Below are 23,712 nucleotides of genomic sequence, written 5' to 3'. Positions count from 1 at the left end.
TACCGGTGACGCCGTCCCGCGCACCGGTGTCGGGCGTGGTCGTAGCCATGAACTTCCTTTTTCTCAAGCGTGGTGGGCCCGGCAGTCCCCGAAGGAGTCGCGGAGGCGGGCGAGCAGGTGGGTGAGGAGTTCGACGTCGTCGTCGGACCACTCCGTGAGGTGGCGGGCGAAGGCCTCGGTCACGCGGCGGTCGAGTTCGCCGAGCATCGCGTGGCCCGGTTCCGTGAGGTGCAGGATGCGGGAGCGCTTGTCGGCCGGGTCGGGCAGGCGCTCGATCCAGCCGTGGTCCACCGTGTGGGCCACATGGCGGCTGCACACGGACATGTCGACGGCCATGAGCTCGGCGAGCCGGCTCATCCGCATCTCTCCGTGGTGCTTGACCAGGGCGAGTACGGCCGCCGGGCCGCCCTGGCATTCGACGGGAAGGGCACGGGCGAGTCCGCGCTTCACGGCTCCGATCGCGCTCACCGAGCGGGCGAGCTCCTCGTACGTGGTCCGTGTCGCCATCGGGCACCCCCGTCCATCTTGTTGCTTAGGGCAACCATAGAGATGGATGGTTGCTTCAGGCAAACTAAATCGGTCAAACGGCGCTAAAGAATCGGTAAAGGTGAAGGGGTGGTGCCGGGGCTTGGGCCCCTCACCCCGACTTCGCTAGGGTCCTGGCCCATGGCACACAACCCCCAAGCACCGTACGGCCAGGGCCAGCCCCCTCAGGGTCCCGAGGGCTACGACCCCGCCGGCAGCACGCAGATGTTCCGCGCCTTCGTCGACGAGGGCACCCCGCAGCGCCAGCAGCCGCAGGCCGCTGCCGCGTCGGGCGGCCCCCGGGTCGGCCTGATCGTGGGCGTCGTCGCCGTGATCGTCGTCCTGGCGGGAGTCGCCTGGCTGGCCCTGGGCTGACCACCGTTCCGTACCCCCGTAGAGGTGGGCCGGATCCGCATCGTGCGGACTCGGCCCACTTTCTTATGCGCTTACGGAGTCCAGGGCGGGCGCGAGCACCGCGAAGGCCTCTCCGATCAGCTCGCCCGGGTCCTCGGCGCCGTCGCCCCCGCTCCACCGGTGCAGCACGGCGTCGAAGGCGGCGAGCGCCATGCCCGCCGCGAGCCGCGGGTAGAGGTCGGTGCCGGGGTCGCGCCCGAGCCGGGCGGCCAGCTCCTCCGTCAGCTCCTCGCGCCACCGGGCCTGGTGCTCCAGGAAGCGGGCGAGCAGGGCGGGCGTCCGCAGGATCAGCCGGACCACCGGCAGCGCGCGCTCGGCGTGGTCGCCGCAGGTGTTCAGCGGTCCGGAGACGGTGTGGAGCAGCGCCTCGGAGGGGCGCTCCCCGGCGGGCCGGGCGGCGAGCCCCGCGCGCATGTCGGCGCCCATGCCGGCCAGGAACTGGACGACCACGTCCTCCTTGGACGCGAAGTAGCGGAAGAAGGTCCGCTTGGAGACCCCCGCGGTGGTCGCGATCTCGTCGACGGTCACCGCGTCGAAACCCCGGAGGGCGAGCAGCTGGAGCGCCGCCTCGGTGAGCTCGGTCGCGACGAGCTGGCGTTTGCGCTGGGCGAGGGTGGTCACGGGCCCGATAGTAACGCGGTGACGTTCATGGCATCCACAGCCATGCTTGACACTCGGTGACACCAACGGCAACGTGTGCCGCATGACTGAGAAGCAGCGCTGGACCGCCGACCTGATCCCGGACCAGACGGGACGGGTCTTCGTCGTCACCGGGGCCAACAGCGGCCTCGGCCTCGCCACCACCCGCGAGCTCGCCCGCCGGGGCGGGCGCGTGATCCTCGCCGTACGCGACGAGGAGAAGGGCCGCCGCGCCGCCGAGGCCCTGGTCGCCGGGACGGGCCCCGGCGCCGACGGACACCCCGCCGTCGACGCGCGCCTCCTCGACGTCCGCCCGCTCGACCTCGCCGACCTCGACTCGGTGCGCGCCTTCGCCGACGGGCTGCGCGCGGAGCACCCGCGCCTGGACGTGCTGGTGAACAACGCGGGCGTGATGGCGCCGCCCCGCACGCTCGGCGCCCAGGGCCACGAGCTCCAGTTCGCGACGAACCACCTCGGGCACTTCGCGCTCACCGGCCTGCTGCTCGATCTGCTCGCCGCCGGGACGGATCCCCGGGTGGTGACGGTCAGCTCGATCAACCACCGCCAGGGAAGCCTCCGCTTCGACGACCTGAACGGCGAGCACGGCTACACGCCGATGGCCTTTTACAACCAGTCGAAATTCGCCAACGCCGTCTTCGGCAAGGAACTGCACCGTCGTCTGACGGCCACCGCGAGCCCGGTCCGCAGCGTGCTCGCCCACCCCGGCTACACGGCGACGAACCTCCAGATGAAGGACACCTCCGGCCTGGCGAAGCTGTTCTTCGGGCGGATCGGGAATCCGCTGCTCGCCCAGTGCCCGGAGCGGGGCGCGCTGCCCCAGCTGTACGCGGCGACCGAACCGTCCGTCGTGGGCGGCGAGTTCATCGGCCCGGACGGCATGGGCGAACTCCGGGGCGCCCCGACCCGCGTGCGCCTTTCGGAAGCGGCGGGCGACTCCGGGACGGGCCGGCGGCTGTGGGAGCTGTCGGAGGGGCTGACGGGGGTGCGGTACGGGCTCGTCGCCCGGTGACGCCTCACCGCCAGGTGGCGGTGACCTCGCGGGTGTCGACGCGCATGCCGAGCGGCACCCGCCAGGAGTCCACGCACACCGTGTACGTCTGCGTCCGTGCCGTCCCGGCGGCGATCGGCGCGGGCAGCGGCTGACTGGAGGCGACCGTCCCCCAGTCGGTGCCGAGCAGGCCGATGATGTGCGTCGCGAAGCCGACCGTGCCCGAAGTGGCGGCGGTGCCACCGGTGTTGCGGAAGGTGACGGTGACCCGCTGGCACCAGCGCGTGTCGGCGTCCGCGAGGCCGGGCTCCGAGACGGTGAGCACGGCGGGCCCGGGCGGGGTGGTCGGCTCGGGGGAGGACGGCGGTGTGCCGGTGTCGGGCGGTGCGGGACGGGGCGTGCTGGAGGGGGTACGGGGCGGGGTGCCGGTGCCGCCGCTGCCGGGCGCGGTCGTCGGAGCCGTACCCGATCCCGTACCCGTACTGGATCCCGTACGGGAAGGTCCGGAGGTCCCCTGCGAGGCTCCAGGCGCTCCCGGCGTCCCCGAAGAGCCCGGAGACGCTTCGCTCCCGGCCCCGGAAGGGCTCCCAGGGCTCCCAGGGGCCGCCGGGGACGGGGACGACGTGCTGGACGTCGTCCCGCTCTCCGAGGGCTCCAGGGGGACCAGGGTGACCACGCCCGAAGGGGCGACCGCGCCCTTCGGAGAGGGGCCGGCGCCTACCGCCGCGTACCCCTCGCCGTCTCCTCCGCCACCGCACGCGGTCAGCGCCCCGCCGAGGCAGAGCGCCACCGCCGCAAGTCCCGGCTTCCTTCGCCTCATGCGCCCCAGTGTGGCTGACGATGCGTCAACAGGGCAGCGGTTTGGGGGAAGTCAGTCGGAGATGAGGCCTTCGCGCAGCTGGGCGAGGGTGCGGGTGAGGAGCCGCGAGACGTGCATCTGTGAGATGCCGACCTCCTCGCCGATCTGCGACTGGGTCATGTTGGCGAAGAAGCGGAGCATGATGATCTGCCGTTCCCTGGGCGGCAGTTTGGCGAGCAGCGGCTTGAGCGACTCGCGGTACTCGACGCCTTCGAGGGCCGTGTCCTCGTAGCCGAGGCGGTCCGCGAGCGAGCCCTCGCCGCCGTCGTCCTCGGGCGAGGGGGAGTCGAGCGAGGACGCGGTGTACGCGTTGCCCACGGCGAGGCCGTCGACGACGTCCTCCTCCGACACCCCGAGCACGGCGGCGAGTTCGGGGACGGTGGGGGAGCGGTCGAGCTTCTGCGCGAGCTCGTCGCTTGCCTTGGTGAGGGCGAGGCGCAGCTCCTGGAGCCGGCGCGGGACGCGCACCGACCAGGAGGTGTCGCGGAAGAAGCGCTTGATCTCGCCGACGACGGTCGGCATCGCGAACGTCGGGAACTCCACGCCCCGTTCGCAGTCGAAGCGGTCGATCGCCTTGATCAGGCCGATGGTGCCGACCTGGACGATGTCCTCCATCGGCTCGTTGCGGGAGCGGAAGCGGGCCGCCGCGTATCGCACGAGGGGGAGGTTGAGCTCGATGAGGGTGTCGCGGACGTAGGTCCGCTCCGGGCTGTCGGCGGCCGCGCCCTCGGAGTCCAGGGCGCGCAGCCGCAGGAAGAGGGAGCGGGAGAGGGTGCGGGTGTCGAGGGCTCCGGGCGCGACCGTCATCGGCGGCGGCGCGGTCTCCGCGGTCTCCGTGCTGTCGGTCGCGGTCGGCGCCGTCGTCTGCGTGGGCACGGGAACGGGCGTGAGCGTGAGCACCTTCGAGCTGCCCAGTTCTGTGGACATGCCACCCCCTTGAGGTCGCGGACGGTCGCGGTGGCCGCGACCATCTGAGGAACGCAGCCTCCACCTGAATACCGGCGGCGGGGCTGCGGCAAACTCGGTTCCAGCAGAATGTCACATGTCGGCAACACGCTGTAGTGACTTGTCGACACGGAGAGCTGGCATTTCCGCAGGAAACAAGGGGTGTACGGCATTTGGGGCGTCGGAGAACTGCTCCGAACCGGTCTACCCGTTCTGGTTACGCCTCGATCCTGTTTGCGGATCTCAAGCGGGCGAAGCTGCGGGCGAGGAGCCTTGACACGTGCATCTGGGAGACGCCGAGTTCCTGGCTGATCTGAGACTGGGTCAAGTTGCTGTAGTAGCGCAGCATCAGGATCCGCTGCTCCCGCTCGGGCAGCTGGACGAGCAGATGGCGGACGAGGTCGCGGTGCTCGACTCCGGCCAGGGCGGGGTCCTCGTAGCCGAGCCGGTCGAGCAGTCCGGGCAGTCCGTCGCCCTCCTGCGCGGCCTCCAGGGAGGTGGCGTGGTACGAGCGGCCGGCCTCGATGCAGGCGAGCACCTCGTCCTCGCCGATCCGCAGCCGCTCGGCGATCTCCGCGGTCGTGGGGGAGCGGCCGTGAGCGGTCGTCAGGTCCTCGGTGGCGCCGTTCACCTGGACCCAGAGCTCGTGCAGCCGGCGCGGCACGTGCACGGTCCGGACGTTGTCGCGGAAGTACCGCTTGATCTCGCCGACGACCGTGGGCATCGCGAAGGTGGGGAACTGCACGCCCCGGTCGGGGTCGAAGCGGTCGATGGCGTTGATGAGGCCGATGGTGCCGACCTGGACGACGTCCTCCATCGGCTCGTTGCGGGAGCGGAAGCGGGCCGCCGCGTACCGCACGAGCGGCAGGTTGGCCTCGATGAGGGCGCCGCGGACCCGGTGGTGCTCGGGGGTCCCGGGTTCCAGGTTCTTGAGCTGCCCGAAGAGCACCTGGGTGAGCGCCCGGGTGTCGGCGCCGCGGCTGCTCTGCGGCCGGGGCCGCGGGGTGTCCGCAGGCCCGCCCGCCTCGTGCTGGGGCGGGACCTGAGGTGCTGTACTGGCCGGCACGTTCACGCCACCCCTTTGGCTGGTCTTGCTGGTCGACTGGGTCAACTACGGTCAACTCATCCGTCAAAAGCGGTCATAGCATCACAAGACATGTCCACTGTGTGCAAGCACCGCATAGTCACGTGTTGAGGGCATGTTGGCGGAAAAAGGGGAGGTCACGCACGGAAAAGGCCCCCCGCCGCGACGGCAGGGGGCCTGGGGGTGAAGAGGACGACTAGAAGGCGTAGTCCGCGATCACCCAGGTAGCGAACTCGCGCCACTGGGCGACGCCCGCCTGGTGCGCCGGGTGGTCGAGGTAGCGCTGGAGCGCGTCCTTGTCCTCGACGGCCGAGTTGATGGCGAAGTCGTACGCGATCGGCCGGTCCGTGATGTTCCAGTCGCACTCCCAGAACTTCAGCTCCGGGATCTGCTCGCCGAGCGCGCGGAACGCCTCGACGCCGGCGACCACACGGGGCTCGTCGCGGTCGACACCGTCATTGAGCTTGAAGAGGACCAGATGGCGGATCACGGAAAGCTCCTAGTTGACGAGTTCGGTCATGAACTGACCGACTCCCTGGGCAGCGCTGGAAATGCCCTCGAACCCTACCTGCACCAGGTCGGCCGCCCGGGCCGGGGAAGTGACGATCGTGTACAGCACAAAGACCACGACCGCGTAGAGCGCGACCTTCTTCGCTTGCGCCATCTGCCCAGCCCTCCCCTGTTCCCCCGCCGTACGACCGCGCCACTCTAACCGAGGCTTTATGGACCAAGGACCCGGCGATCGGGGCCTTTCGCCGCCCCCCGGAAGGGTGACGGGCGAGCAGTATGGATGTCGAGCCCGGCGGATCTGGCAGGAATCCGGGGGGCTCCTGGAACCGGCCCGCACTGCGGGGTCCGCGCCGCATGCTTCCCCCCTGACTGCGGCACGGGCTTGCAGGTCCGGTTCTCATCGGGGGGAGCGGCTTGTCCCCCCGATGCCGTTCCCCCCGTCCTACTTGGAAAGGCCCCGGCCGCGCCACGCGCGGACCGGGGCCTTTCGCGTACGGAGCCGCGGGGGCGCGGGAGATACGCCGAAGGGCCCGATGCTGATGCACCGGGCCCTTCGATCGAAGCGGTAGCGGAGGGATTTGAACCCTCGGTGACTTGCGCCACACTCGCTTTCGAGGCGAGCTCCTTCGGCCGCTCGGACACGCTACCGAGAGAGAGCTTAGCCCAACTTGGCGCTGCGATGAAATCCGTATCCCTCGGCAGGTCAGAAGGGGGGTCGGAGGGTCGGCCGGGGGGTCCGTCAGAGGGTCGGCCGCGGGTCCGTCGGCCGGTCGCCGCGGGCCCGTCGGCGGGGTCGGCCGCGCGTCCGTCGGCCGGTCCGTCAGCGGGTCCGTCAGCGGGTCCGTCGGCCGGTCCGTCAGCGGGTCCGGAAGAAGGCCGTCAACTGCTCGGCGCACTCCTCGCCGAGGACGCCCTGGATCACCTCGGGGCGGTGGTTGAGCCGGCGGTCCCGCACGAGGTCCCAGAGCGAACCGGTCGCGCCCGCCTTCTCGTCGAGCGCCCCGAACACCACCCGCTCGACCCGCGACTGGACGAGTGCGCCGGCGCACATCACGCACGGCTCCAGGGTCACGACGAGCGTGCAGCCCGTCAGCCGCCACTCGCCGGTCACCGCGGCGGCCCGCCGCAGGGCGAGCACCTCGGCGTGCGCGGTGGGGTCGCCGGTGGCCTCCCGCTCGTTGTGCGCGCGGGCGATCACGGCGCCGTCGGGACCGAGCACGACCGCGCCGACCGGTACGTCACCGGCCGGCCCGGCCGCCTCGGCCTCGTCCATCGCGAGCCGCATGGCCTCCCGCCAGGGATCCCGTACGGGATCGGGACCGGCGCCCGGACCGGCGTCCCGTACGGCGTCGGGGCCGAGGTCCCGTACGGCGTCGGGGCCGAGGTCCCGTACGGCGTCGGGACCGGCGTCCCGCACAGGTTCGGGGCCGGTCTCCCGTACGGGTTCGGTCATGGCCTTCGCCGTGGCGTCGCCCGTCGCGTCGCCCGTCGCGTCGGGAACTGCAGGTACCGCGGGTGCCACTAGCGGACGGCCTCCAGGACGTCCGCGGCGCCGAGCGCGTCCGCGATCTCCGCGAGCGCGTCGGTGTCGAGGGCCAGCAGGTCCTCCGCCGACATGCCGAGGTCCGCCAGGATCAGCCGGTCGCCCACCGGAGCGGCCGGGACGGCCTCGGCGGCGACGGAGCCCGCCTCGTCGTCCTCGTCCGTGTCGGCGTCCAGCGGCTCCCCGTCCTCGGTGCCGTCCAGGTCCAGGTCGTCCAGTTCGTCGACCAGGTCGTCCATGTCGTCACCGAGAAGCTCCCGGGTGAGCATCTCCCCGTACGAGGAACGGGCGGCGGCGGCCCCGTCCGAGACGTAGATGCGAGGGTCTTCCTCACCCTCGATCCGGACGATCCCGAACCACGCGTCCTCCTGCTCGATGAAGACGATCACCGTGTCGTCGTCCGAGGCCTCACGGGCGAGCTCGGCCAGATCCGACAGGGTCTCCACGTCGTCGAGCTCCGTGTCGCTCGCTTCCCACCCGTCTTCGGTGCGCGCGAGCAGTGCGGCGAAGTACACCTGACTCTCTCCCACTGATCAGAGGTGTGACGTTCCGGCGGCGCGAGCCTGATGCCCCGCCCAATCGGCATCGTGACAGATACGACGCCGTCAGGAGAGGTCTTCGGCTCTTGCGTCGTGCATCAGTCTGAACGACCCCGCGATCGGGCGGGCGTGCGACCCCGGCGCACGAAGGGGGCGCACAACGATCGGCACGGGGGATCACCGGCCGGGCCTCACCAGCGGAAGGTCCGCATGCGCATCGCCTGGCGCATCCGGGCGGCCCGGGCGCGCCGCGGCTGCACGCGCTCGCGCAGCGCCTTGGCCTCGTTCAGCTCGCGGAGGAACTGGGCGCGGCGCCTGCGGCGCTCCGCGTCGGTCTCCGGTGCCGGCGTGCGGGCCGCCCCCTCGGCGGCTTCCTCGGCCGGTTCTTCCAGGTCGGGCATCGGCCACACCACCCCATCGCTGGGTCCCTGTGCCCCCACTTTCCCCCAGCGCCGTGGGTCGACGCCAGTGCGCGGCGGGCTACTGTTGAGTCATGCGTCTCCACGTCGTCGACCACCCCCTGGTCGCCCACAAGCTCACCACCCTGCGCGACAAGCGCACGGACTCCGCGACCTTCCGCCGTCTCGCCGACGAGCTGGTCACCCTGCTCGCCTACGAGGCCACGAGGGACGTGCGGACCGAGCAGGTCGACATTGAGACCCCCGTCACGCCCACGACCGGCGTGAAGCTGTCGCACCCGCGTCCGCTGGTGGTCCCGATCCTGCGCGCCGGGCTCGGCATGCTCGACGGCATGGTCCGGCTGCTCCCGACGGCCGAGGTCGGCTTCCTCGGCATGATCCGCAACGAGGAGACGCTGGAGGCGTCGACCTACGCGACGCGGATGCCGGAGGACCTCTCGGGCCGCCAGGTCTACGTCCTGGACCCGATGCTGGCGACCGGCGGCACGCTGGTCGCGGCGATCCAGGAGCTCATCAAGCGCGGCGCCGACGACGTGACCGCGGTCGTGCTCCTCGCCGCCCCGGAGGGCGTCGAGGTCATGGAGCGCGAGCTCGCGGGCACGCCGGTCACCGTCGTGACGGCCTCGGTCGACGAGCGGCTCAACGAGAACGGCTACATCGTCCCTGGCCTGGGCGACGCGGGCGACCGCATGTACGGCTCTGCCGAGTAAGGCACAGTCGGCTCTGCCGAGTAAGGCACAGTCGGCTCGGCGGAGAGTAAGGCACAGTCGGCGCGGCCGAGCAAGGCACAGCCTGCTCGGCCGGGTATGAGGCCCTCAGCACTTCCCGGTCGGTACGGGCGCGGGCTTGGTCAGGGCGACCAGGGCCGCGTCCGCCGTCGCCTTCGGGGACAGCGTCTTGAACGCGTTCCCGATGATCAGGTCCACGTCCGCCGTGCCCCGGGTGTCCGTCTTGGTCGTGGCGCCCGCGAGCTGGGTGCCGAGGACCGGGAAGGCGCCCTTGGTGGCCGCGGGCGCGCCGAGCATCAGGCCGGCGCCCGGGACCTTCTTGTCGTAGGCGGTGGGCGCGTTCCCCACCTTGCCGATCTTGAAGCCGCGCTTCTTCAGCTCGTCCGCGGTCGTCTTCGCGAGTCCGCTGCGCGGGGTCGCGTTGTAGACGTTGACCGTGATCTGCGCGGGCTTGGGGAAGGCGGCGGGCGCGGGGGTCGGCTTGGGCGCGGGTTTGCAGTCGGCCTGCTTCCCGGCCGTCGTCTTCGTGCCCCCGTCGCCGGAGAAGACGTCGACGAGCTGGAGCGTTCCCCAGCCGGCCGCGCCGAGCACGACCACGGCGGCGGCGGACGCGAGGACGATCCTGCGCCGGCGGTGGGGGCGGCGCATGCGGGGGTAGACATCCCCCGTGATGCGGTACTTACCGCCCATGCCGGGGGGAGTGAGCATGCTCATGAACGCAGCGTAATGCCGCCCGTCGGCGATGCCTACTTGATGATCATGTGATCGCGTCCGGATGGGGGCGAACTGACCCCGAAAGGCTCAGTCGGGGCAGACCCCGGCCCGGCTCAGTCGAGTTCCAGGACGCGGGCGTGCAGCACCTGGCGCTGCTGGAGCGCCGCGCGGACGGCGCGGTGCAGTCCGTCCTCGAGGTAGAGGTCGCCCTGCCACTTCACGACGTGCGCGAAGAGGTCGCCGTAGAAGGTGGAGTCCTCGGCGAGCAGGGTCTCCAGGTCCAGCTGGCCCTTGGTGGTCACCAGCTGGTCGAGGCGGACCGGGCGCGGGGCGACGTCCGCCCACTGCCGGGTGCTTTCCCGGCCGTGGTCGGGATACGGCTTTCCGTTTCCGATGCGCTTGAAGATCACACGGAAAGCCTACCGGGCGAGCGGCTCCCGGCGCAGCCACGCGAGGCCAGTGGGATGCTGGTGCAAACCGTGGCAAGGCCGACATTGGGGTGCCGTCATGAGCGTCAGCGAGCAGCCGCCGGAGACCGGGACGACCGGGACGGCCCCCGCCTCCCTGGCCGGGCCCGCCGCCGAGATCGCCGCCGGGTACGCCTTCGACGGACCCGCACTCGAACTGGGGGCGCTGCTCTGGGACGGCGTCTGTCACCCGGAAGCGGGCATCCGTCTCCCGCTGACGGTGCTCAACCGGCACGGTCTGGTGGCCGGAGCGACCGGCACCGGCAAGACGAAGACGCTCCAGCTGATCGCCGAGCAGCTGTCGGCGAACGGCGTGCCGGTCTTCCTCGCCGACATCAAGGGCGACGTCTCCGGCATCTCGGCGCCCGGCGAGGACGGGGGGAAGGTCCGGGAGCGCGCCGGGCAGGTCGGCCAGGAGTGGCAGGCGCGCGGCTTCCCCTGCGAGTTCTACGGGCTCGGGGGCACCGGCCCCGGCATCCCGGTACGGGCCACGGTGACCAGCTTCGGTCCCGTGCTGCTCTCCAAGGTGCTCCGGCTCAACCAGACGCAGGAGCAGTCGCTCGGGCTGATCTTCCACTACGCCGACTCCAAGGGCCTGGAGCTGATCGACCTCAAGGACCTGCGGGCGGTGGTGGCCTTCCTGGTCTCGGACACGGGGAAGGCCGAGCTGAAGGGAATCGGCGGCCTGTCGACGGCGACGGCCGGGGTGATCCTCCGCTCCCTCACGGCCTTCGAGCAGCAGGGCGCGGGGGAGTTCTTCGGGGAGCCCGAGTTCGACACGGGCGAGTTCCTGCGGACGGCGGCGGACGGGCGGGGGATCGTCTCGGTCCTGGAGCTGCCGGCCGTGCGGGACGAGCCGCAGCTGTTCTCGACCTTCCTGATGTGGATGCTGGCGGACCTCTTCAACGACCTGCCCGAGGTCGGCGACCCGGACAAGCCGAAGCTGGTCTTCTTCTTCGACGAGGCACATCTGCTCTTCGACGGCGCCTCGAAGGCGTTCCTGGAGTCGATCACGCAGACCGTGCGGCTGATCCGCTCGAAGGGCGTCGGGGTCTTCTTCGTGACGCAGACCCCGAAGGACGTCCCCTCGGACGTGCTCGGGCAGCTCGGCAACCGCGTGCAGCACGCGCTGCGGGCCTTCACCCCGGACGACGCGAAGGCCCTGAAGGCGACGGTGCGGACCTTCCCGAAGTCGCCGTACGACCTGGAGGAGGTGCTGACCGGCCTCGGTACGGGCGAGGCGGTGATCACCGTACTGAGCGAGAAGGGCGCCCCGACGCCGGTGGCCGCGACCCGGCTGCGCGCCCCGGAGTCGCTGATGGGGCCGGTCGACGCGGCGGCCCTGGACGCGGCGGTGAAGGCTTCGCCGCTGTACGGGCGGTACGCGGAGGCGGTGGACCGGGAGTCGGCGTACGAGAAGCTGACCGCCGAGCAGCGGGCGGCGGAGGCGGCGGCCCTGGAAGCGGCGGCCGCCGAGGAGGCGAGGGCTCCCCGTGAGAAGGAGGAGCCCTCGCTGGCCGAACAGGTGGTGGGCAGCGGGATCTTCAAGTCCCTGGCCCGGTCGATCGGCACCCAGCTGGGCCGGGAGATCACCCGCTCGATCTTCGGCACGGCCCGCCGGAGGCGCTGACCAGGGCCAGGGCCAGAGCCAGGACCAGGGCCAGGGCCAGGACCAGGGCCAGGGCCCGTCCGGCGGACCGGACTCGGAGAGGCCCTAGAAGGTCACCTCGTCGTGGTCGCCGTGCAGGCCGCCGCCGCTGCCCGCGTCGCCGGTGGTCGGGACGGAGACGACCGGCTTGCGCAGGGACGAGAGGTCGTGGGCGTAGGTGCCCACGGCGTGGGCGATGACGTCGATGTTCACGTCGAAGGCCGTCATGTCGATGTTGCTGATGTCGTCGCCCTTGGCGTGGTAGTTCACGTCGTACGCGACGCCCGCCGTGCCGCCGAACTTGGCCGCCTGGCCAGGGGACTTGATGCCCTCGGCGCCGGTGAAGGTGCCGCCGGAGGGGATGCCGACCTCGATGAACGGACCGTAGTCGGAGCGGCCGGTGAAGTCGGTGCCCTCGTGCGGGACCCCACGCCGGTCCATGAAGTCGGTGATGTCGCGCTCCAGTTGGGCGGAGCCCTCGGGGCCCGCGCCCGCGCCGACGCCGTCCGAGTTGTCGCCGTCGTACACGAACAGGCCGTAGTTCGGCGAGGCGATCATGTCGAAGTTGAGGTAGAGCTTGATCTCGCTCCTGTCGAGCGCGGTGAGGGTGTTCACGTAGTGCTCGGAGCCGAGGAGGCCGACCTCCTCCGCCGACCACCAGGCGAAGCGGACCTTGTTGCGGACCTTCTCCTTCGACTTGGCGAGCTCAAGGGCGGTCTGCAGGAGACCGGCGGAGCCGGAGCCGTTGTCGTTGATGCCCGGGCCCGCGGTGACGGAGTCGAGGTGGGAGCCGAGCATCACGGTGTTGGCGGCGTTGCCGCCGCGGGTCTCCGCGATGACGTTGTTGGTGCTGCGCTTCTCCTGGAGCTGGCGGATCTCGAAGGAGAGCGAGACCGGGCCCTTGGCGAGGTCGGCCGCGAGCTGGGTGCCCTCGGCCAGGCTGATCCCGCCGGTGGGGATCCTGCCGGAGGCCGGCTCGCCGAGGGTGCCGGAGAGGGCGCCGTCGATGTTGTTGTAGACGACCGCGCCGACGGCGCCGGCCGCGGCGGCGTTCTGCTGCTTGATCGCGAAGGAGCAGACACCGCGCTTGATCAGCGCGATCTTGCCGGTGAAGGCGCCGGAGGCGAAGTCGCCGGGCTCGCAGCCGGTGGAGCCGTCGGCGTCGACGGGCACGGCGGCGAGCTCGGCGGTGATGCCGCCGACCGGGGTGGACTTCGTGTACGTCATGGCCTTGATGCCGAGCGTCCGGGGCGCGGGCGCGACGACGGAGGCCTTCTCGGCGAGCGTCTGGGTGTAGATGAAGTCGAACTGCTGGTAGCGGACGTCGTATCCGGCCTTCTTCAGCTGTGTGTACACATAGGCGGCCGAGGCGTCGTGGCCGAGCGTGCCGGCGGCGCGGTTGCCGTCGGCCGAGTCGGCTATCGCCTGGAACTTCTGCAGGTGCTTGTAGGCGTCCTGGGCGGTGGTTTCGCGGACCAGCTTCTTCGCCAGCCGGGCGGCGTCGCGGGCGGGCGCGGCCGCCGGGTCCTGTCCCGCGGTGGCGGGTGAGGCAAGGACCAGCGGGGTGGCGAGGGCGGCGGCGGCGAGGATGGCCGCGGCTCGGCGCTGGGATGCGTTCACAGAAGTCCTTCCCGGTACGGACGAGGTTGAGGGGAAGCTAGCGATCGCGGGGGCATTCTGTGAACAGACCCGTCGCAATTCCTGTCAGGTCAAACAGGAATGAAATGTGGAATTATCAATTCCCGCCCGGCTAGCGGTCTTTGGCCGCTTTGGCGGCCTTGGCGGCCGCCTTCATCTCCTGCTTGTGCGCGCGCACCTTCGCGAGCGACTCAGGACCGGTGATGTCGGCCGCCGAGCGGTGGCAGTTCTCCTCGCCGTACAGTCCGGCCGCCTCCCGCCAGCCCTCCGGCCGCACCCCGTACTGCTTGCCGAGCAGGGCCAGGAAGATCTGCGCCTTCTGCTTCCCGAAGCCCGGCAGCGCCTGGAGCCGTGCGAGCAGCTCCTTCCCGGTCGCCGCGTCCGCCCACACGGCCTCGGCGTCGCCCCCGTACTCCTCGACGAGGAACTGGCACAGCTGCTGGATCCGGTGGGCCATCGAGCCCGGGTAGCGGTGCACGGCCGGCTTCTCGGAGAGCAGCGCGGCGAACTCCTCCGGGTCCCGGGCGGCGATCTCGTGCGCGTCGAGGTCGTCGTGGCCCATGCGGGTCGCGATCGTGTACGGGCCGGAGAAAGCCCACTCCATCGGGACCTGCTGGTCGAGGAGCATGCCGACGAGCGCGGCGAGCGGCGACCGGCCGAGGAGCGCGTCGGCCTCCGGCTGCTGGGCGAGGTGGATCTCGGGGGCCTGGGGAGTCATGGACCGATCATCACGCGCGCGCGTGGCGACCGCCCGGTGGATTCACCCCGGCGGGTGGGGTGCGGCGCCGGGGTCAGGCCTCCGGCGAACCGGTCCCTGGCTCAGGTCTCCGGCGAACCGGTCCATGCGTCAGGCCTCCGGCGAACCGGTCCCTGGCTCAGGCCTCATGGCTCAGGCCTTCGCGAACCGGTCCAAGGCCCCCAGGATCAGCTGCCCGGTCTCCTCGCCGCCCAGGTGCCCCGCCTTCTCCACCACGTGCAGCTCGGCGTCCGGCCAGGCGCGGCTCAGCTCCCAAGCGGTGGTGAGCGGTCCGCCCATGTCGAGCCGGCCGTGGATCAGGACCCCGGGGATCCCGGCGAGCCGGTGCGCGTCGCGGATCAGCGCGCCCTCCTCAAGGAAGGCGCCGTGCGCGAAGTAGTGCGAGCAGATCCGGACGAAGCCGAGCCGGGTGTCGTCGACCCGGTCGGTGTACGGGGTGCCCATGCCCTCCATCGACAGGACGGCGTCCTCCCAGGCGCACCAGTCGGCGGCGGCCTTCTCCCGTACGGCCCGGTCGGGGTGGCTCATCCGGGCGGCGTACTCCCCGACCAGGTCGGCCGCGTGGTCCGCCCCGGCGCGGAAGCGCTCGTGGGCCTCGGGGAAGAAGCGGCCGACGCCCTCGTACAGCCAGGCGGTCTCGGAGCGGCGGGTGGTGGTGACGGCCACGATCACGATCTCCGACACGCGCTCGGGGTACGCCTCCGCGTACGCCAGGATCAGCGTGGAGCCCCAGGACCCGCCGTACAGCAGCCACTTGTCGATCCCGAGGTGCTCGCGCAGCCGCTCCATGTCGGCCACCAGGTGCGCGGTGGTGTTCACGGACATGTCGGCGGCCGGGTCGCTCGCGTGCGGGGTGGAACGCCCGCAGCCCCGCTGGTCGAAGAGGACGATCCGGTACGCCTCGGGGTCGAACCAGCGCCGGCTGCGCGGCGAGGAGCCGGAGCCCGGCCCGCCGTGCACGACGAGCGCGGGCTTGCCGTCCGGGTTCCCGGAGACCTCCCAGTGGACGCGGTTGCCGTCGCCCACGTCGAGCAGGCCCTGGTCGTACGGTGCGGTCTCGGGGTGCATCCGGCCGACGCTACCGGGCACCCGCGCTAACGGCCCGCGTTTTTCCGCACCCGCACGGACGGGTCCTCGCACCACTCCAGGAGCGAGGGCCACTCCCCGTACCCCGTATCGGGGTTGAGGTGCTCGCCGTCCGGTACGAGGTCCAGGTCGAGGCCGAGCGGGATGCCGTAGTGCAGGTCGGCGCCCTCGGGGCAGTACGGGTCCCCGTCCCCGTACACGAGCCGCGCCTTGAGTCCCGCCTCCGTCAGGTCGAGGCCGTCGGCGAAGGCGGCGATCTCCGGGATCGAGGCGGTGACCTGCGGGGACGGCGGGGCGACCAGGAGGACCCGGTCGGCGTCCGGGCGCCGCTCGCCGGCGCGCAGCCACAGCAGCACGGAGAGGCTGTGCGCGAGGACCACGAACTCGCCCTCGGCCGGGCGCTGACCGTGCTCCTCCAGGGCGTCGAGCCAGGCGTCGAGGTCGGGCGCGTCCGGTGCGGGGAGCTGGGGGTAGCGGACCTCGTGGCCGCGCTCGCGCAGCTCCCCGGCGAGCCAGTGCTGCCAGTGGGCGGGCGGGCGGCGGTTCTGGAAGCCGTGCAGGATCAAGTACGTGGTCATGGCGTGATCTTGCGACGGCGGACGTCGCCGGTCCACCACCGTCCACAGAGTGGCTAGCTCCGCAGGGTCAGCAGCTCCCGCACCCCGGCCTTGAGGCGGTCGGCCGAGAGCTCCTGCTCGACCGTCAGGTGGTGCATGACGTCGGGCGAGAACGGGGCGAGCGCCAGGTGCGCGAGGAGCGTGCTGTCGCTGCCGGGTCTGAGCTGTCCGATGAGCAGGGCCACGTGCGTGTGCATCACCCGGTAGGCGCCGCTGTGGTAGCGGGCGCGGGGCGCGGCGGAGTGCGCCGCGAGCAGCAGGGCGCGCTGTGCGGCGACCCGGTCGACGAGTGCGTCGAGGAAGGCGTCGAGCCGTTCGGCGGCGGGGGCGCCGGGGCCCAGCGGGGGAGGGCCGCTCATGTACGCCTCCTGGAAGAGGCGCTCGCGCTCGTCGAGGAGCGCCCACAGGAGCTGGGAGACGTCGCCGAAGCGGCGGTAGACGGTGCCGACGCCTATGCCGCTGGCGTGGGCGACCTGGTTCATGGTGACGGCGTCGGGGCCTTCCTCGGCGACGATCCGGGCGGCCGCGTCGAGGATGCGGCGCCGGTTGCGGGCCGCGTCGGCGCGCTCGGGAGCGGGGGCGTCGACGGTGGGGAGCAGGCTGAGTGCCGGCGCTGCCGCCCTGTCTCCGGACCTGGCTCCGGAATGGGGGTTCTCCGTGCTCATCTGCCGACTCCTGTTCGCTGAGCCCCGTTCCCCCGTCGGTCGCTTTTCTCATGCGAGCATACCTGTTCCCCTTGCGAAACGGATAACAATCCGCTTAGCCTGGTGGCGAGGAACCGGAGAGAAATCCGTTTCACCTGCTCGAATCCGGCTGAGGAGAGTCCACCATGTCTGTCAAGGTCGCCGTCATCTACTACTCGGCCACGGGATCCGTGCACCAGCTCGCCCAGGCCGTCGCCGAGGGTGCCGAGAAGGCCGGCGCCGAGGTCCGCCTGCGCCGGGTGCCCGAGCTCGCCCCCGACGCCGCCATCGACGCGAACCCGGCCTGGCGCGCGCACGTCGACGCCACCGGTGACGTGGAGATCGCCACGCTCGACGACCTGGAGTGGGCGGACGCGTACGCCCTCGGCTCGCCCACCCGCTTCGGCAACGTGGCCGCGCAGCTGAAGCAGTACGTCGACACGACGGGCGGGCTCTGGCAGCGCGGCGTCATGGCCGACAAGCCCGCGACCGCCTTCACCAGCGCGCACAACGTCCACGGCGGCAACGAGTCGACGCTGCTCGCGCTCTACAACACCTTCCACCACTGGGGCTCGGTCATCGTCTCCCCCGGCTTCACGGACCCGGCGGTCTACGCGGCCGGCGGCAACCCGTACGGCACCGCCCACCCGGGCGCCAACGGCACCCCGGGCGAGGAGGTCCTCCAGGCGGCCCGCTACCAGGGCACCCGCCTGACCCGCATCGCGAAGCGCCTGAAGGGCCTGGCGGACGACTGACGTCCGGATGGCGAAGTACCCCCGGGGCGGACGCCCCGGGGGTACTTCCGTATCCACGTGTATCCGCTCCTACGCGAGCGAGAGGAAGAGCTTCTCCAGCCGCGCCCGCATCGCCTCGGGATCCTCGCCGTTCTTGCGGCCGCCCTCGATGTCGGTCAGGCACTGCTGCAGCCCGGTCGCGATGATCGCGAACCCGGCCCGGTCGAGGGCCCGGGAGGCGGCGGCGAGCTGGGTGACCACCTCTTCGCAGTCACGCCCCTCCTCGATCATCCGGATGACACCGGAGATCTGCCCCTGCGCCCGACGCAGCCGGTTCAGGACCGCCTTGAGCTCGGCGCCCGCGAGATCGAGTTCCACTGCCACTCCTCCACAGATACCCCAGGGGGTAATTTTACTCCCCGGCCCGGGGTTCCGTCGAAGTCCAAGGATGACACCTCCGCCCTGCGCGGGGTCGCGACGCCGGGACGGCGGCCGGTCCGGGCTCAGTCCTGGCTCGGGCCCGTTTCGTCGATCGGGCGGATGACCACCGGGTAGTCGGGGGAGCCGGGTGGGACCGGGCAGCGGGCGACGTGGGCGGCGACCTCCGTCACGCGGTCCAGGGAGTCGCAGTCCAGGACCCAGTAACCGGCCAGGACCTCCTTGGTCTCGGCGTACGGGCCGTCCGTGACGACCGGCTCGCCCTGGGCGTCCACCGTGACGAAGCGGGTCGTGGACGGGGCGGCCAGGCCCTGGGCGTCGACCAGCTCGCCGCGCGCGGACACCTCCTCGGTGACCTTGTTCATGTGCTCGAACATGGCCTTGAGCTGCGTCTTGTCCCAGGCGGGGTACTGCGCGGAGCCGCGGCCCAGCATCGCCTCGTAGTCGGCCTGCGCTCCCTGGACCATCACCAGGTACTTCATGACGTCCTCCTCATCACCTCTGCGAGTACTGCCTCTCGCAGCAGAGTCGGAGCCGGGCCGCCGTTCTCGACACCGCGCGGACGGAAACCGCGAAAACGGAAGAAATCACGCGACCGCCCCATGATTCCGGTGTGAACGCACTCACCTTCTCCGCCGCCTTCATCGCCTTCTTCTCCGTCGTCGGACCCCCCAAGGTCCTCCTCGCCTTCGCCGGCCTCGCCCAGGTCCACGACGTCCGCCAGCTGCGGCTCATCGCGCTCATCGCCTCGGGCGCGGCCGTCCTCGTCGGGCTCCTCACCGGCACCACCGCGCCCTGGCTGCTCGACCTCTTCCACATCAGCACGCCCGCCCTCCAGCTCGCCGGCGGCGTCATCTTCTTCATCTACGCCGTCGGCCTCGTCCTCGGCCTCCACCTCGGCTCCGACAGCGCCCACCAGGACTCCCCCGACCTGGTCAGCGGGGTGCGCGAGCTGCTCATGCCGTACGTCGTGAGCCCGCTCGCCATGACCGCCGTCCTCATCGAGGCCGCCGCCCGCGACTCCTTCACCTGGCGCTCCACGGTCGTCGGCGCGTACGTGTCGGTCATCGCCCTCGACCTCGTCTGCGTCCTGCTCCTCGCCCGGATCCTGCGCCGCACCCACCACGCCACGATCGAGCTCCTCGGCCGGCTCCTCGGCCTGCTGCTCGCCGCCGTCGGCGTCGACCTGATCCTCGACGGCCTCTACGACCTCGGCGTCTCGGGCCTGGCGGCACGCCACTAGGCGCCGCCCAGCTCCTTTTCCAGCGGCGTCCGGAAGCGGGGCGTCACCCGTGCGTCCCCCAGCCACCCCGCGAGCCGCTCCGCCTCCGCCCCGATCGCCCGCTCCCCCTCCGCGCCCACGTCGGCGAGGAGCCGGCGGGCCACGGAGCCGTCCGGGCGCTGCGCCCAGCCGCCGACGACCCGGCCGTTCCACCACACGGTGGGCCCGACGTTCCCGCTGCGGTCGTACAGCGCCGCCCGGTGCTCCGGGTCCAGGTACCAGTCACGCCCCCGCCACCCCATCGCCGTCGGATCGAGCGCCGGCAGCAGCGCCGCCCACGGCTCCGGCTACGGTACGGGACCGAGGTCGTCCGGCAGGACGAAACCCGTCCCCTCGGCCACCGCCACCCGCACCGCCCCCACCGCCGCGAGCGCCTTGCGCACGTCCGTGACCCTCCACCCCGTCCACCACGTCAGGTCCGCTTCGGTCGCCGGCCCGCACGCCCCGAGCCAGTGCCCCAGCAGCTCGGCCCGCGCCTCCGCCGGATCCCGTACGGGACGGGCCTCTGCCGGCGCCCACCGGAAGCGGCTCGACGTCCACGAACCCTGCGGCCGGCCCCGTACGATCCGGCCCTCCATGCCCAGCACCCGCAGCACCCGGCTCGCCACGGACTGCACCCCTTCCTGGCGGGTCCCCGGCCCGTACACGAACGTCGACCTCAACCTCGGTACGGCCTCGCCGAGTTCGGCCCCCGTCGCCTCGCCCCGCGCCCCCAGCTCCGCGAGGACCAGGCGCTCGGTCTCGGCCAGCCACTCCCCGTCGAAGTCGCTGCCGGCCGCCAAGTGCTTGAGGAGCGTGGTCCGTTCGCGGACCGCGGCCGGCTCGGTCGTCGAGGACTGGACGGCGGCCGCGAGGGAGGCCGGGAAGACGAAGACCGTGTGCCGCATCCCGTGCATACGGACCAGGTCACCGTCCTCGTACAGCGCCCGCTCCACCGCCCCCACCGGCTCGACGCCCTCCGCCAGCCGCGCCGCCACCGCGAGGAACACGCTCGCCGGATCCGTCGCGTGCAGCGCCACCAGCGCGCCCCCGACCTCCGCCGCCGACTTCGCCCGCGCGGCCCCGGCCAGCCGGTGCCGTACCCCGAGCCGGGCCCGCCGCTCGGCCGCGTCGATCGTTCTCGTCTCCGTCATGCGGTCAAGGATGGCTTCAGGAGGCGGGCGAGCGGAGGAACTCCGTCACCGCCTTCACGAACTCGTCCTCCTTCTCGAAGAACATGACGTGCCCGGCGTCGATCTCCGCGTACGTGCTCCGGGCGATCCCCGCGGCCAGCTCCCGGCTGTTCTGCACGGGCACGGTCGCGTCCTGCGCACCGCCGATGACCAGCGTCTCCGCGGTGATCCGGGGCAGCAGCCCACGGATGTCGACCCCCAGGTCGAGCGCCACGTGCCGCAGGGTGCCCGGCGTCGGCGGCATGTTCGGGATGAGGGCCTCGACGCCCTCGCGGCCGATCGCGTTCAGGAAGCCGCGGCTGAACCCGGTCATCGTCACGCTCCGCCCGAAGCCCGCCGGGTCGAACTCGCCGAGCCGCTGCCACAGCGTGAACAGGTTCCGCAGGTACTCGTCGCCGTCGGTGTACGCCCACCCCGCCACGAGCACCAGCCGCTCGACCAGGTCCGGGCGGAGCGCGGCGACGGCCGCGGACAGCGGGGCGCCCATCGAGAAGCCGAGCAGATCGACCGGGCCGGTGCCCGCGTCCTCGATCACCGCGATGATCTGCCCGGCGAGCGTCTCGACGGTCAGCGGGCCGCCGTCGTCGACGGTCCGGTCGGCGCCGGACAGATCCAGGGTGATCACCCGGCGGTCGGCGGTGAAACGGGGCGCGGTCTGGCCCCAGTTGATGACGGCACCGCCGGAACCGGTGCCGTGCACGAGGAGAAGGGCGGGCCCGGAGCCCGAACCCTGGATGTCGTAGTGGACGCGTGCGGTGCCGACGGTGACGGTGGCCATGATGTGTGCTCCCGGTGGAGTGGGGTCCGGTGGACCCCGCTCCCGGTGGAGTGGGGTCGTGAACCCGGTGAAGTGGTGGGTGGACCCGGTGCTCGCCCCGACCACCCCCGGCGGAGGCGGTCGCTGCCTGACACCGAGGACTCTGCCGACCACCGAGAGCGGACGGGAGAGCCTTCCCGACCCTGGGACCGGGAGTCCCTGGATACGGCCCCGCGGTACGGCCCGGGGGACCCCGGGCCCTGGTCGCCGGGTCCCGCCGTACGGTCCGGGCGTCCCCGGGCCCTGGTCGCCGGGTCCCGCCGTACGGTCCGGGCGTCCCCGGGCCCTGGTCGCCGGGTCCCGCCGTAGCGTCCGGGGGACCCCGGGCCCCGGTCGCCGGGTCCCGCCGTACGGTCCGGGCGAGCCGGGCGAGCCGGGGAGCCCCAGTCCCTGGATACCGACGTCCGCACGCGGCACCATGATCCGCATGACGATCGACCGCCGTGAACTCGCCGACTTCCTGCGCCGTTCCCGCGAGCGGGTGCGCCCCCAGGACGCCGGCCTCCCGGCCGGACCCCGGCGCCGCACGCCCGGACTGCGCCGCGAGGAGGTCGCCCAGCTCGCGGGCATGTCCGCCGACTACTACATCCGCCTGGAGCAGGCCCGCGGCCCCCAGCCCTCGCCCCAGATGCTCGCCGCGCTGGCCCGCGCGCTGCGCCTCGACACCGACGAGCGCGACCACCTCCACCTCCTCGCCGGCCACCGCCCGCCCTCCCCCAAGCTCTCGGCTTCGCTCGAGCAGGGAGGGACCCCCATCGCCACGGCCGGCGACCACGTCGCACCGGGCCTGCTGCACCTGCTCGACCAGCTGGAGACGACCCCGGCACAGGTCCTGAGCGACCTCGGGGACGTCCTCGCCCAGAACGCGATGGCCCAGTCCCTGCTCGGCGGGGTGTGCACGGTGTCGGAGCACGGACGGAACGTGGCGTGGCGCTGGTTCGCCGACCCGGAGGCCCGTACGGCGTACCCGCCCGAGGAGCACGCGTACTACAGCCGCCTCCACGTCGCCGACCTGCGCGCGGCCGTCGGCCGCCGCTCCGGCGACCCGGCCGCGACCCGGCTCGTGGAGCGGCTGCGCGGGGCGAGCGAGGAGTTCACGGAGCTGTGGGAACGGCACGAGGTGGCGGTACGCCGGCACAGCCGGATGCGCGTCGCGCACCCGTTGATCGGCGCGGTCGACCTGGACTGCCAGGTGCTGCTCGCCCCGGAGGGCGAACAGCGCCTCGTCCTCTACACCCCGCCGCCCGGCACGGACGCGGGGGAGCGCCTGGCGCTGCTCAGGGTGGTGGGCACGGAACAGTTCACGCCGAGCTCCTAGTTCCGCCGGCCACGTGGCTCACCCGGCCACGCAGCTCACCCCGCCGCCCGCTCCCCCAACGGCCGCCGCCGCAGCGCCGGGTCCGTCAGATAGGGCGGCCGCCAGGCGCCGTCCGGCTGGTACAGGTTCGTCCCGGGCGGCACGATCGCGTCGATCCGGTCGAGGGTCTCGTCGGTGAGGACGACGGTCGAGCCCTTCAGGAGCCCCTCCAGCTGCTCCATCGTCCGCGGGCCGAGGATCACGGAGGTCACGGCCGGGTGCGCGGCGGCGAAGGCGATGGCCAGCTCGGGCAGGGAGCACCCGATGGAGTCGGCGACCTCGATGAGGGCCTCGACCGCGTCGAGCTTGGCGGCGTTCACGGGCAGGGAGGGGTCGAAGCGGTGCGGGGTGAGCGCGGCCCGCCCGCTGGTGAGGTCGATCGGCTGGTCCTTGCGGTACTTGCCGGTGAGGAAGCCGGAGGCGAGCGGGCTCCAGGTCAGTACGCCCATGCCGTACTTCTGGGCGGTGGGCAGTACGGACGCCTCCACGCCCCGCGCGAGCAGCGAGTACGGCGGCTGCTCGGACCGGAACCGGCGCAGCCCGCGCCGCTCGGCGACGGCGTGGGCCTCGACGATCTCCTCGGCGGGGAAGGTGGAGCAGCCGAAGGCCCGGATCTTCCCCTGGCCGACGAGATCGCCGAGGACGTCGAGGGTCTCCTCGATGTCGGTCCGGTGGTCGGGCCGGTGCACCTGATAGAGGTCGATCCACTCCGTACCGAGCCGCTTGAGGCTGTTCTCGACGGCGAGCGTGATCCAACGCCGGGAGGAGCCGCCCTTGTTGGGGCCTTCGCCGCCCATCGGGAAGTACACCTTGGTGGCGAGGACGGTCGCCTCACGGCGCCGGGGGTCGCGCAGCGCCTTGCCGACGATCTCCTCGGACTCGCCGGCCGAGTACATGTCGGCGGTGTCGACGAAGTTGATGCCCTGGTCGAGGGCGGCATGGATGATCCGTACGGACTCCTGGTGGTCCGGATTTCCGACCGCCCCGAACATCATGGTGCCGAGGCAGTAGGTGCTGACGTCGATCCCGGTCCCGCCGAGTACCCGATAGCGCATGCGCGCACTCTAGGGAGTGAAGTGCACTCCAGG

Annotated in this window: 28 protein-coding genes, 1 tRNA gene and 1 pseudogene; 7 read left to right on the top strand and 23 right to left on the bottom strand. The window is 72.0% G+C overall.

The features are described 5' to 3' along the window. Positions 1–63: 63 nt before the first annotated feature. Positions 64–507, bottom strand: a complete 444-nt coding sequence (locus tag ABT041_RS18875) for a MarR family winged helix-turn-helix transcriptional regulator (RefSeq protein ID WP_351185650.1) — start codon at positions 505–507, stop codon at positions 64–66. Positions 508–666: 159 nt separating this feature from the next. On the opposite strand from ABT041_RS18875, the gene ABT041_RS18870 reads away from it, so the two are divergent. After that, positions 667–900: a hypothetical protein gene (locus ABT041_RS18870; RefSeq protein WP_351185647.1), complete on the top strand. Its 234-nt coding sequence runs from the start codon at positions 667–669 to the stop codon at positions 898–900. Positions 901–963: 63 nt separating this feature from the next. Here ABT041_RS18870 and ABT041_RS18865 read toward each other — a convergent pair whose 3' ends face one another. Next, complete coding sequence (locus ABT041_RS18865) at positions 964–1,569, bottom strand: TetR family transcriptional regulator (protein ID WP_502976529.1); 606 nt, start codon at positions 1,567–1,569, stop codon at positions 964–966. A gap of 73 nt (positions 1,570–1,642) precedes the next feature. Between ABT041_RS18865 and ABT041_RS18860 the strand changes: the two genes are divergently transcribed. Then, a complete protein-coding gene (locus ABT041_RS18860) occupies positions 1,643–2,608 on the top strand; it encodes an oxidoreductase (RefSeq protein WP_351185641.1) in 966 nt (321 codons plus the stop codon). A 4-nt stretch (positions 2,609–2,612) separates the two neighbouring features. Here ABT041_RS18860 and ABT041_RS18855 read toward each other — a convergent pair whose 3' ends face one another. The 9 genes from ABT041_RS18855 to ABT041_RS18815 form a co-directional block, all read right to left on the bottom strand. Next, positions 2,613–2,912 (bottom strand): hypothetical protein, encoded by a 300-nt coding sequence (locus ABT041_RS18855; RefSeq protein ID WP_351185638.1) that lies wholly within the window; start codon positions 2,910–2,912, stop codon positions 2,613–2,615. 546 nt (positions 2,913–3,458) lie between these two features. Continuing rightward, positions 3,459–4,373 (bottom strand): RNA polymerase sigma factor SigF, encoded by a 915-nt coding sequence (locus tag ABT041_RS18850; protein WP_351185635.1) that lies wholly within the window; start codon positions 4,371–4,373, stop codon positions 3,459–3,461. Between the two features lie 235 nt (positions 4,374–4,608). After that, positions 4,609–5,457 (bottom strand): RNA polymerase sigma factor SigF, encoded by an 849-nt coding sequence (locus ABT041_RS18845; protein WP_351185632.1) that lies wholly within the window; start codon positions 5,455–5,457, stop codon positions 4,609–4,611. A 214-nt stretch (positions 5,458–5,671) separates the two neighbouring features. Next, complete coding sequence (locus ABT041_RS18840; RefSeq protein WP_351185629.1) at positions 5,672–5,965, bottom strand: Dabb family protein; 294 nt, start codon at positions 5,963–5,965, stop codon at positions 5,672–5,674. Between the two features lie 9 nt (positions 5,966–5,974). After that, a complete protein-coding gene (locus ABT041_RS18835; RefSeq protein ID WP_177181689.1) occupies positions 5,975–6,139 on the bottom strand; it encodes a hypothetical protein in 165 nt (54 codons plus the stop codon). A 409-nt stretch (positions 6,140–6,548) separates the two neighbouring features. Further along, positions 6,549–6,633, bottom strand: a tRNA-Ser gene (locus ABT041_RS18830). Positions 6,634–6,841: 208 nt separating this feature from the next. Beyond that, positions 6,842–7,270 carry a tRNA adenosine(34) deaminase TadA gene (tadA, locus tag ABT041_RS18825; protein WP_351185876.1) on the bottom strand — a complete coding sequence of 143 codons (429 nt, stop codon included), beginning with the start codon at positions 7,268–7,270 and terminating at the stop codon, positions 6,842–6,844. Positions 7,271–7,506: 236 nt separating this feature from the next. Continuing rightward, positions 7,507–8,043, bottom strand: coding sequence for a tRNA adenosine deaminase-associated protein (locus ABT041_RS18820; protein WP_351185873.1), 537 nt, complete (start codon positions 8,041–8,043; stop codon positions 7,507–7,509). A gap of 215 nt (positions 8,044–8,258) precedes the next feature. Continuing rightward, complete coding sequence (locus ABT041_RS18815; protein WP_051787381.1) at positions 8,259–8,468, bottom strand: hypothetical protein; 210 nt, start codon at positions 8,466–8,468, stop codon at positions 8,259–8,261. 92 nt (positions 8,469–8,560) lie between these two features. On the opposite strand from ABT041_RS18815, the gene upp reads away from it, so the two are divergent. Beyond that, on the top strand, positions 8,561–9,196 hold the full coding sequence (gene upp / locus ABT041_RS18810; RefSeq protein WP_017240523.1) for a uracil phosphoribosyltransferase: 636 nt from the start codon (positions 8,561–8,563) through the stop codon (positions 9,194–9,196). 105 nt (positions 9,197–9,301) lie between these two features. Here upp and ABT041_RS18805 read toward each other — a convergent pair whose 3' ends face one another. Both ABT041_RS18805 and ABT041_RS18800 read right to left on the bottom strand, forming a co-directional pair. Beyond that, positions 9,302–9,928 carry a LytR C-terminal domain-containing protein gene (locus ABT041_RS18805; protein ID WP_351185624.1) on the bottom strand — a complete coding sequence of 209 codons (627 nt, stop codon included), beginning with the start codon at positions 9,926–9,928 and terminating at the stop codon, positions 9,302–9,304. Between the two features lie 113 nt (positions 9,929–10,041). Beyond that, entirely contained in the window at positions 10,042–10,338 is a 297-nt protein-coding gene (locus ABT041_RS18800; RefSeq protein ID WP_030209440.1) for a type II toxin-antitoxin system VapB family antitoxin, read from the bottom strand. A gap of 97 nt (positions 10,339–10,435) precedes the next feature. On the opposite strand from ABT041_RS18800, the gene ABT041_RS18795 reads away from it, so the two are divergent. Then, positions 10,436–12,025 carry a helicase HerA-like domain-containing protein gene (locus ABT041_RS18795; protein ID WP_351185621.1) on the top strand — a complete coding sequence of 530 codons (1,590 nt, stop codon included), beginning with the start codon at positions 10,436–10,438 and terminating at the stop codon, positions 12,023–12,025. An 84-nt stretch (positions 12,026–12,109) separates the two neighbouring features. Here ABT041_RS18795 and ABT041_RS18790 read toward each other — a convergent pair whose 3' ends face one another. The 5 genes from ABT041_RS18790 to ABT041_RS18770 all read right to left on the bottom strand — a co-directional run bounded on the left by ABT041_RS18790 (position 12,110) and on the right by ABT041_RS18770 (position 16,806). Then, positions 12,110–13,663, bottom strand: coding sequence for a M28 family metallopeptidase (locus ABT041_RS18790; RefSeq protein ID WP_351185618.1), 1,554 nt, complete (start codon positions 13,661–13,663; stop codon positions 12,110–12,112). A gap of 130 nt (positions 13,664–13,793) precedes the next feature. Further along, positions 13,794–14,399 (bottom strand): HhH-GPD-type base excision DNA repair protein, encoded by a 606-nt coding sequence (locus tag ABT041_RS18785; RefSeq protein ID WP_351185615.1) that lies wholly within the window; start codon positions 14,397–14,399, stop codon positions 13,794–13,796. Positions 14,400–14,570: 171 nt separating this feature from the next. Then, a complete protein-coding gene (gene pip, locus ABT041_RS18780) occupies positions 14,571–15,506 on the bottom strand; it encodes a prolyl aminopeptidase (RefSeq protein ID WP_351185612.1) in 936 nt (311 codons plus the stop codon). 26 nt (positions 15,507–15,532) lie between these two features. Continuing rightward, positions 15,533–16,102: an RBBP9/YdeN family alpha/beta hydrolase gene (locus ABT041_RS18775; RefSeq protein WP_351185609.1), complete on the bottom strand. Its 570-nt coding sequence runs from the start codon at positions 16,100–16,102 to the stop codon at positions 15,533–15,535. A 53-nt stretch (positions 16,103–16,155) separates the two neighbouring features. Then, on the bottom strand, positions 16,156–16,806 hold the full coding sequence (locus tag ABT041_RS18770; RefSeq protein WP_351185606.1) for a TetR/AcrR family transcriptional regulator: 651 nt from the start codon (positions 16,804–16,806) through the stop codon (positions 16,156–16,158). Between the two features lie 164 nt (positions 16,807–16,970). On the opposite strand from ABT041_RS18770, the gene wrbA reads away from it, so the two are divergent. Next, a complete protein-coding gene (gene wrbA / locus ABT041_RS18765) occupies positions 16,971–17,579 on the top strand; it encodes an NAD(P)H:quinone oxidoreductase (protein ID WP_351185603.1) in 609 nt (202 codons plus the stop codon). A 69-nt stretch (positions 17,580–17,648) separates the two neighbouring features. Here wrbA and ABT041_RS18760 read toward each other — a convergent pair whose 3' ends face one another. Together ABT041_RS18760 and ABT041_RS18755 are read right to left on the bottom strand one after the other, a co-directional pair. Then, positions 17,649–17,936, bottom strand: a complete 288-nt coding sequence (locus ABT041_RS18760) for a metal-sensitive transcriptional regulator (RefSeq protein ID WP_030685455.1) — start codon at positions 17,934–17,936, stop codon at positions 17,649–17,651. A gap of 125 nt (positions 17,937–18,061) precedes the next feature. Beyond that, entirely contained in the window at positions 18,062–18,478 is a 417-nt protein-coding gene (locus ABT041_RS18755) for a YciI family protein (protein ID WP_351185599.1), read from the bottom strand. A 131-nt stretch (positions 18,479–18,609) separates the two neighbouring features. Here ABT041_RS18755 and ABT041_RS18750 point away from each other — a divergent pair, with 131 nt between their 5' ends. Continuing rightward, a complete protein-coding gene (locus ABT041_RS18750; RefSeq protein ID WP_351185596.1) occupies positions 18,610–19,239 on the top strand; it encodes a MarC family protein in 630 nt (209 codons plus the stop codon). Here ABT041_RS18750 and ABT041_RS18745 read toward each other — a convergent pair. Together ABT041_RS18745 and ABT041_RS18740 are read right to left on the bottom strand one after the other, a co-directional pair. Beyond that, positions 19,236–20,411 (bottom strand): annotated as a pseudogene (locus ABT041_RS18745) (winged helix DNA-binding domain-containing protein). The gene ABT041_RS18750 and the pseudogene ABT041_RS18745 sit on opposite strands and share 4 nt — an antisense overlap. 16 nt (positions 20,412–20,427) lie before the next feature. Further along, positions 20,428–21,228, bottom strand: a complete 801-nt coding sequence (locus tag ABT041_RS18740; protein WP_351185593.1) for an alpha/beta fold hydrolase — start codon at positions 21,226–21,228, stop codon at positions 20,428–20,430. Positions 21,229–21,685: 457 nt separating this feature from the next. Between ABT041_RS18740 and ABT041_RS18735 the strand changes: the two genes are divergently transcribed. Further along, positions 21,686–22,585, top strand: coding sequence for a helix-turn-helix transcriptional regulator (locus tag ABT041_RS18735; RefSeq protein WP_351185590.1), 900 nt, complete (start codon positions 21,686–21,688; stop codon positions 22,583–22,585). Between the two features lie 35 nt (positions 22,586–22,620). Here the strand turns inward: ABT041_RS18735 and ABT041_RS18730 are convergent, their stop codons facing one another. Continuing rightward, on the bottom strand, positions 22,621–23,679 hold the full coding sequence (locus tag ABT041_RS18730) for an aldo/keto reductase (protein WP_351185587.1): 1,059 nt from the start codon (positions 23,677–23,679) through the stop codon (positions 22,621–22,623). Positions 23,680–23,712: the final 33 nt, after the last annotated feature.

It is taken from the genome of Streptomyces sp. NPDC002825 (assembly GCF_040295385.1).
Taxonomy (GTDB): domain Bacteria; phylum Actinomycetota; class Actinomycetes; order Streptomycetales; family Streptomycetaceae; genus Streptomyces.
The sequence above is the reverse complement of the archived record's forward strand: the minus strand, read 5'-3'. Positions and strand labels throughout refer to the sequence as shown.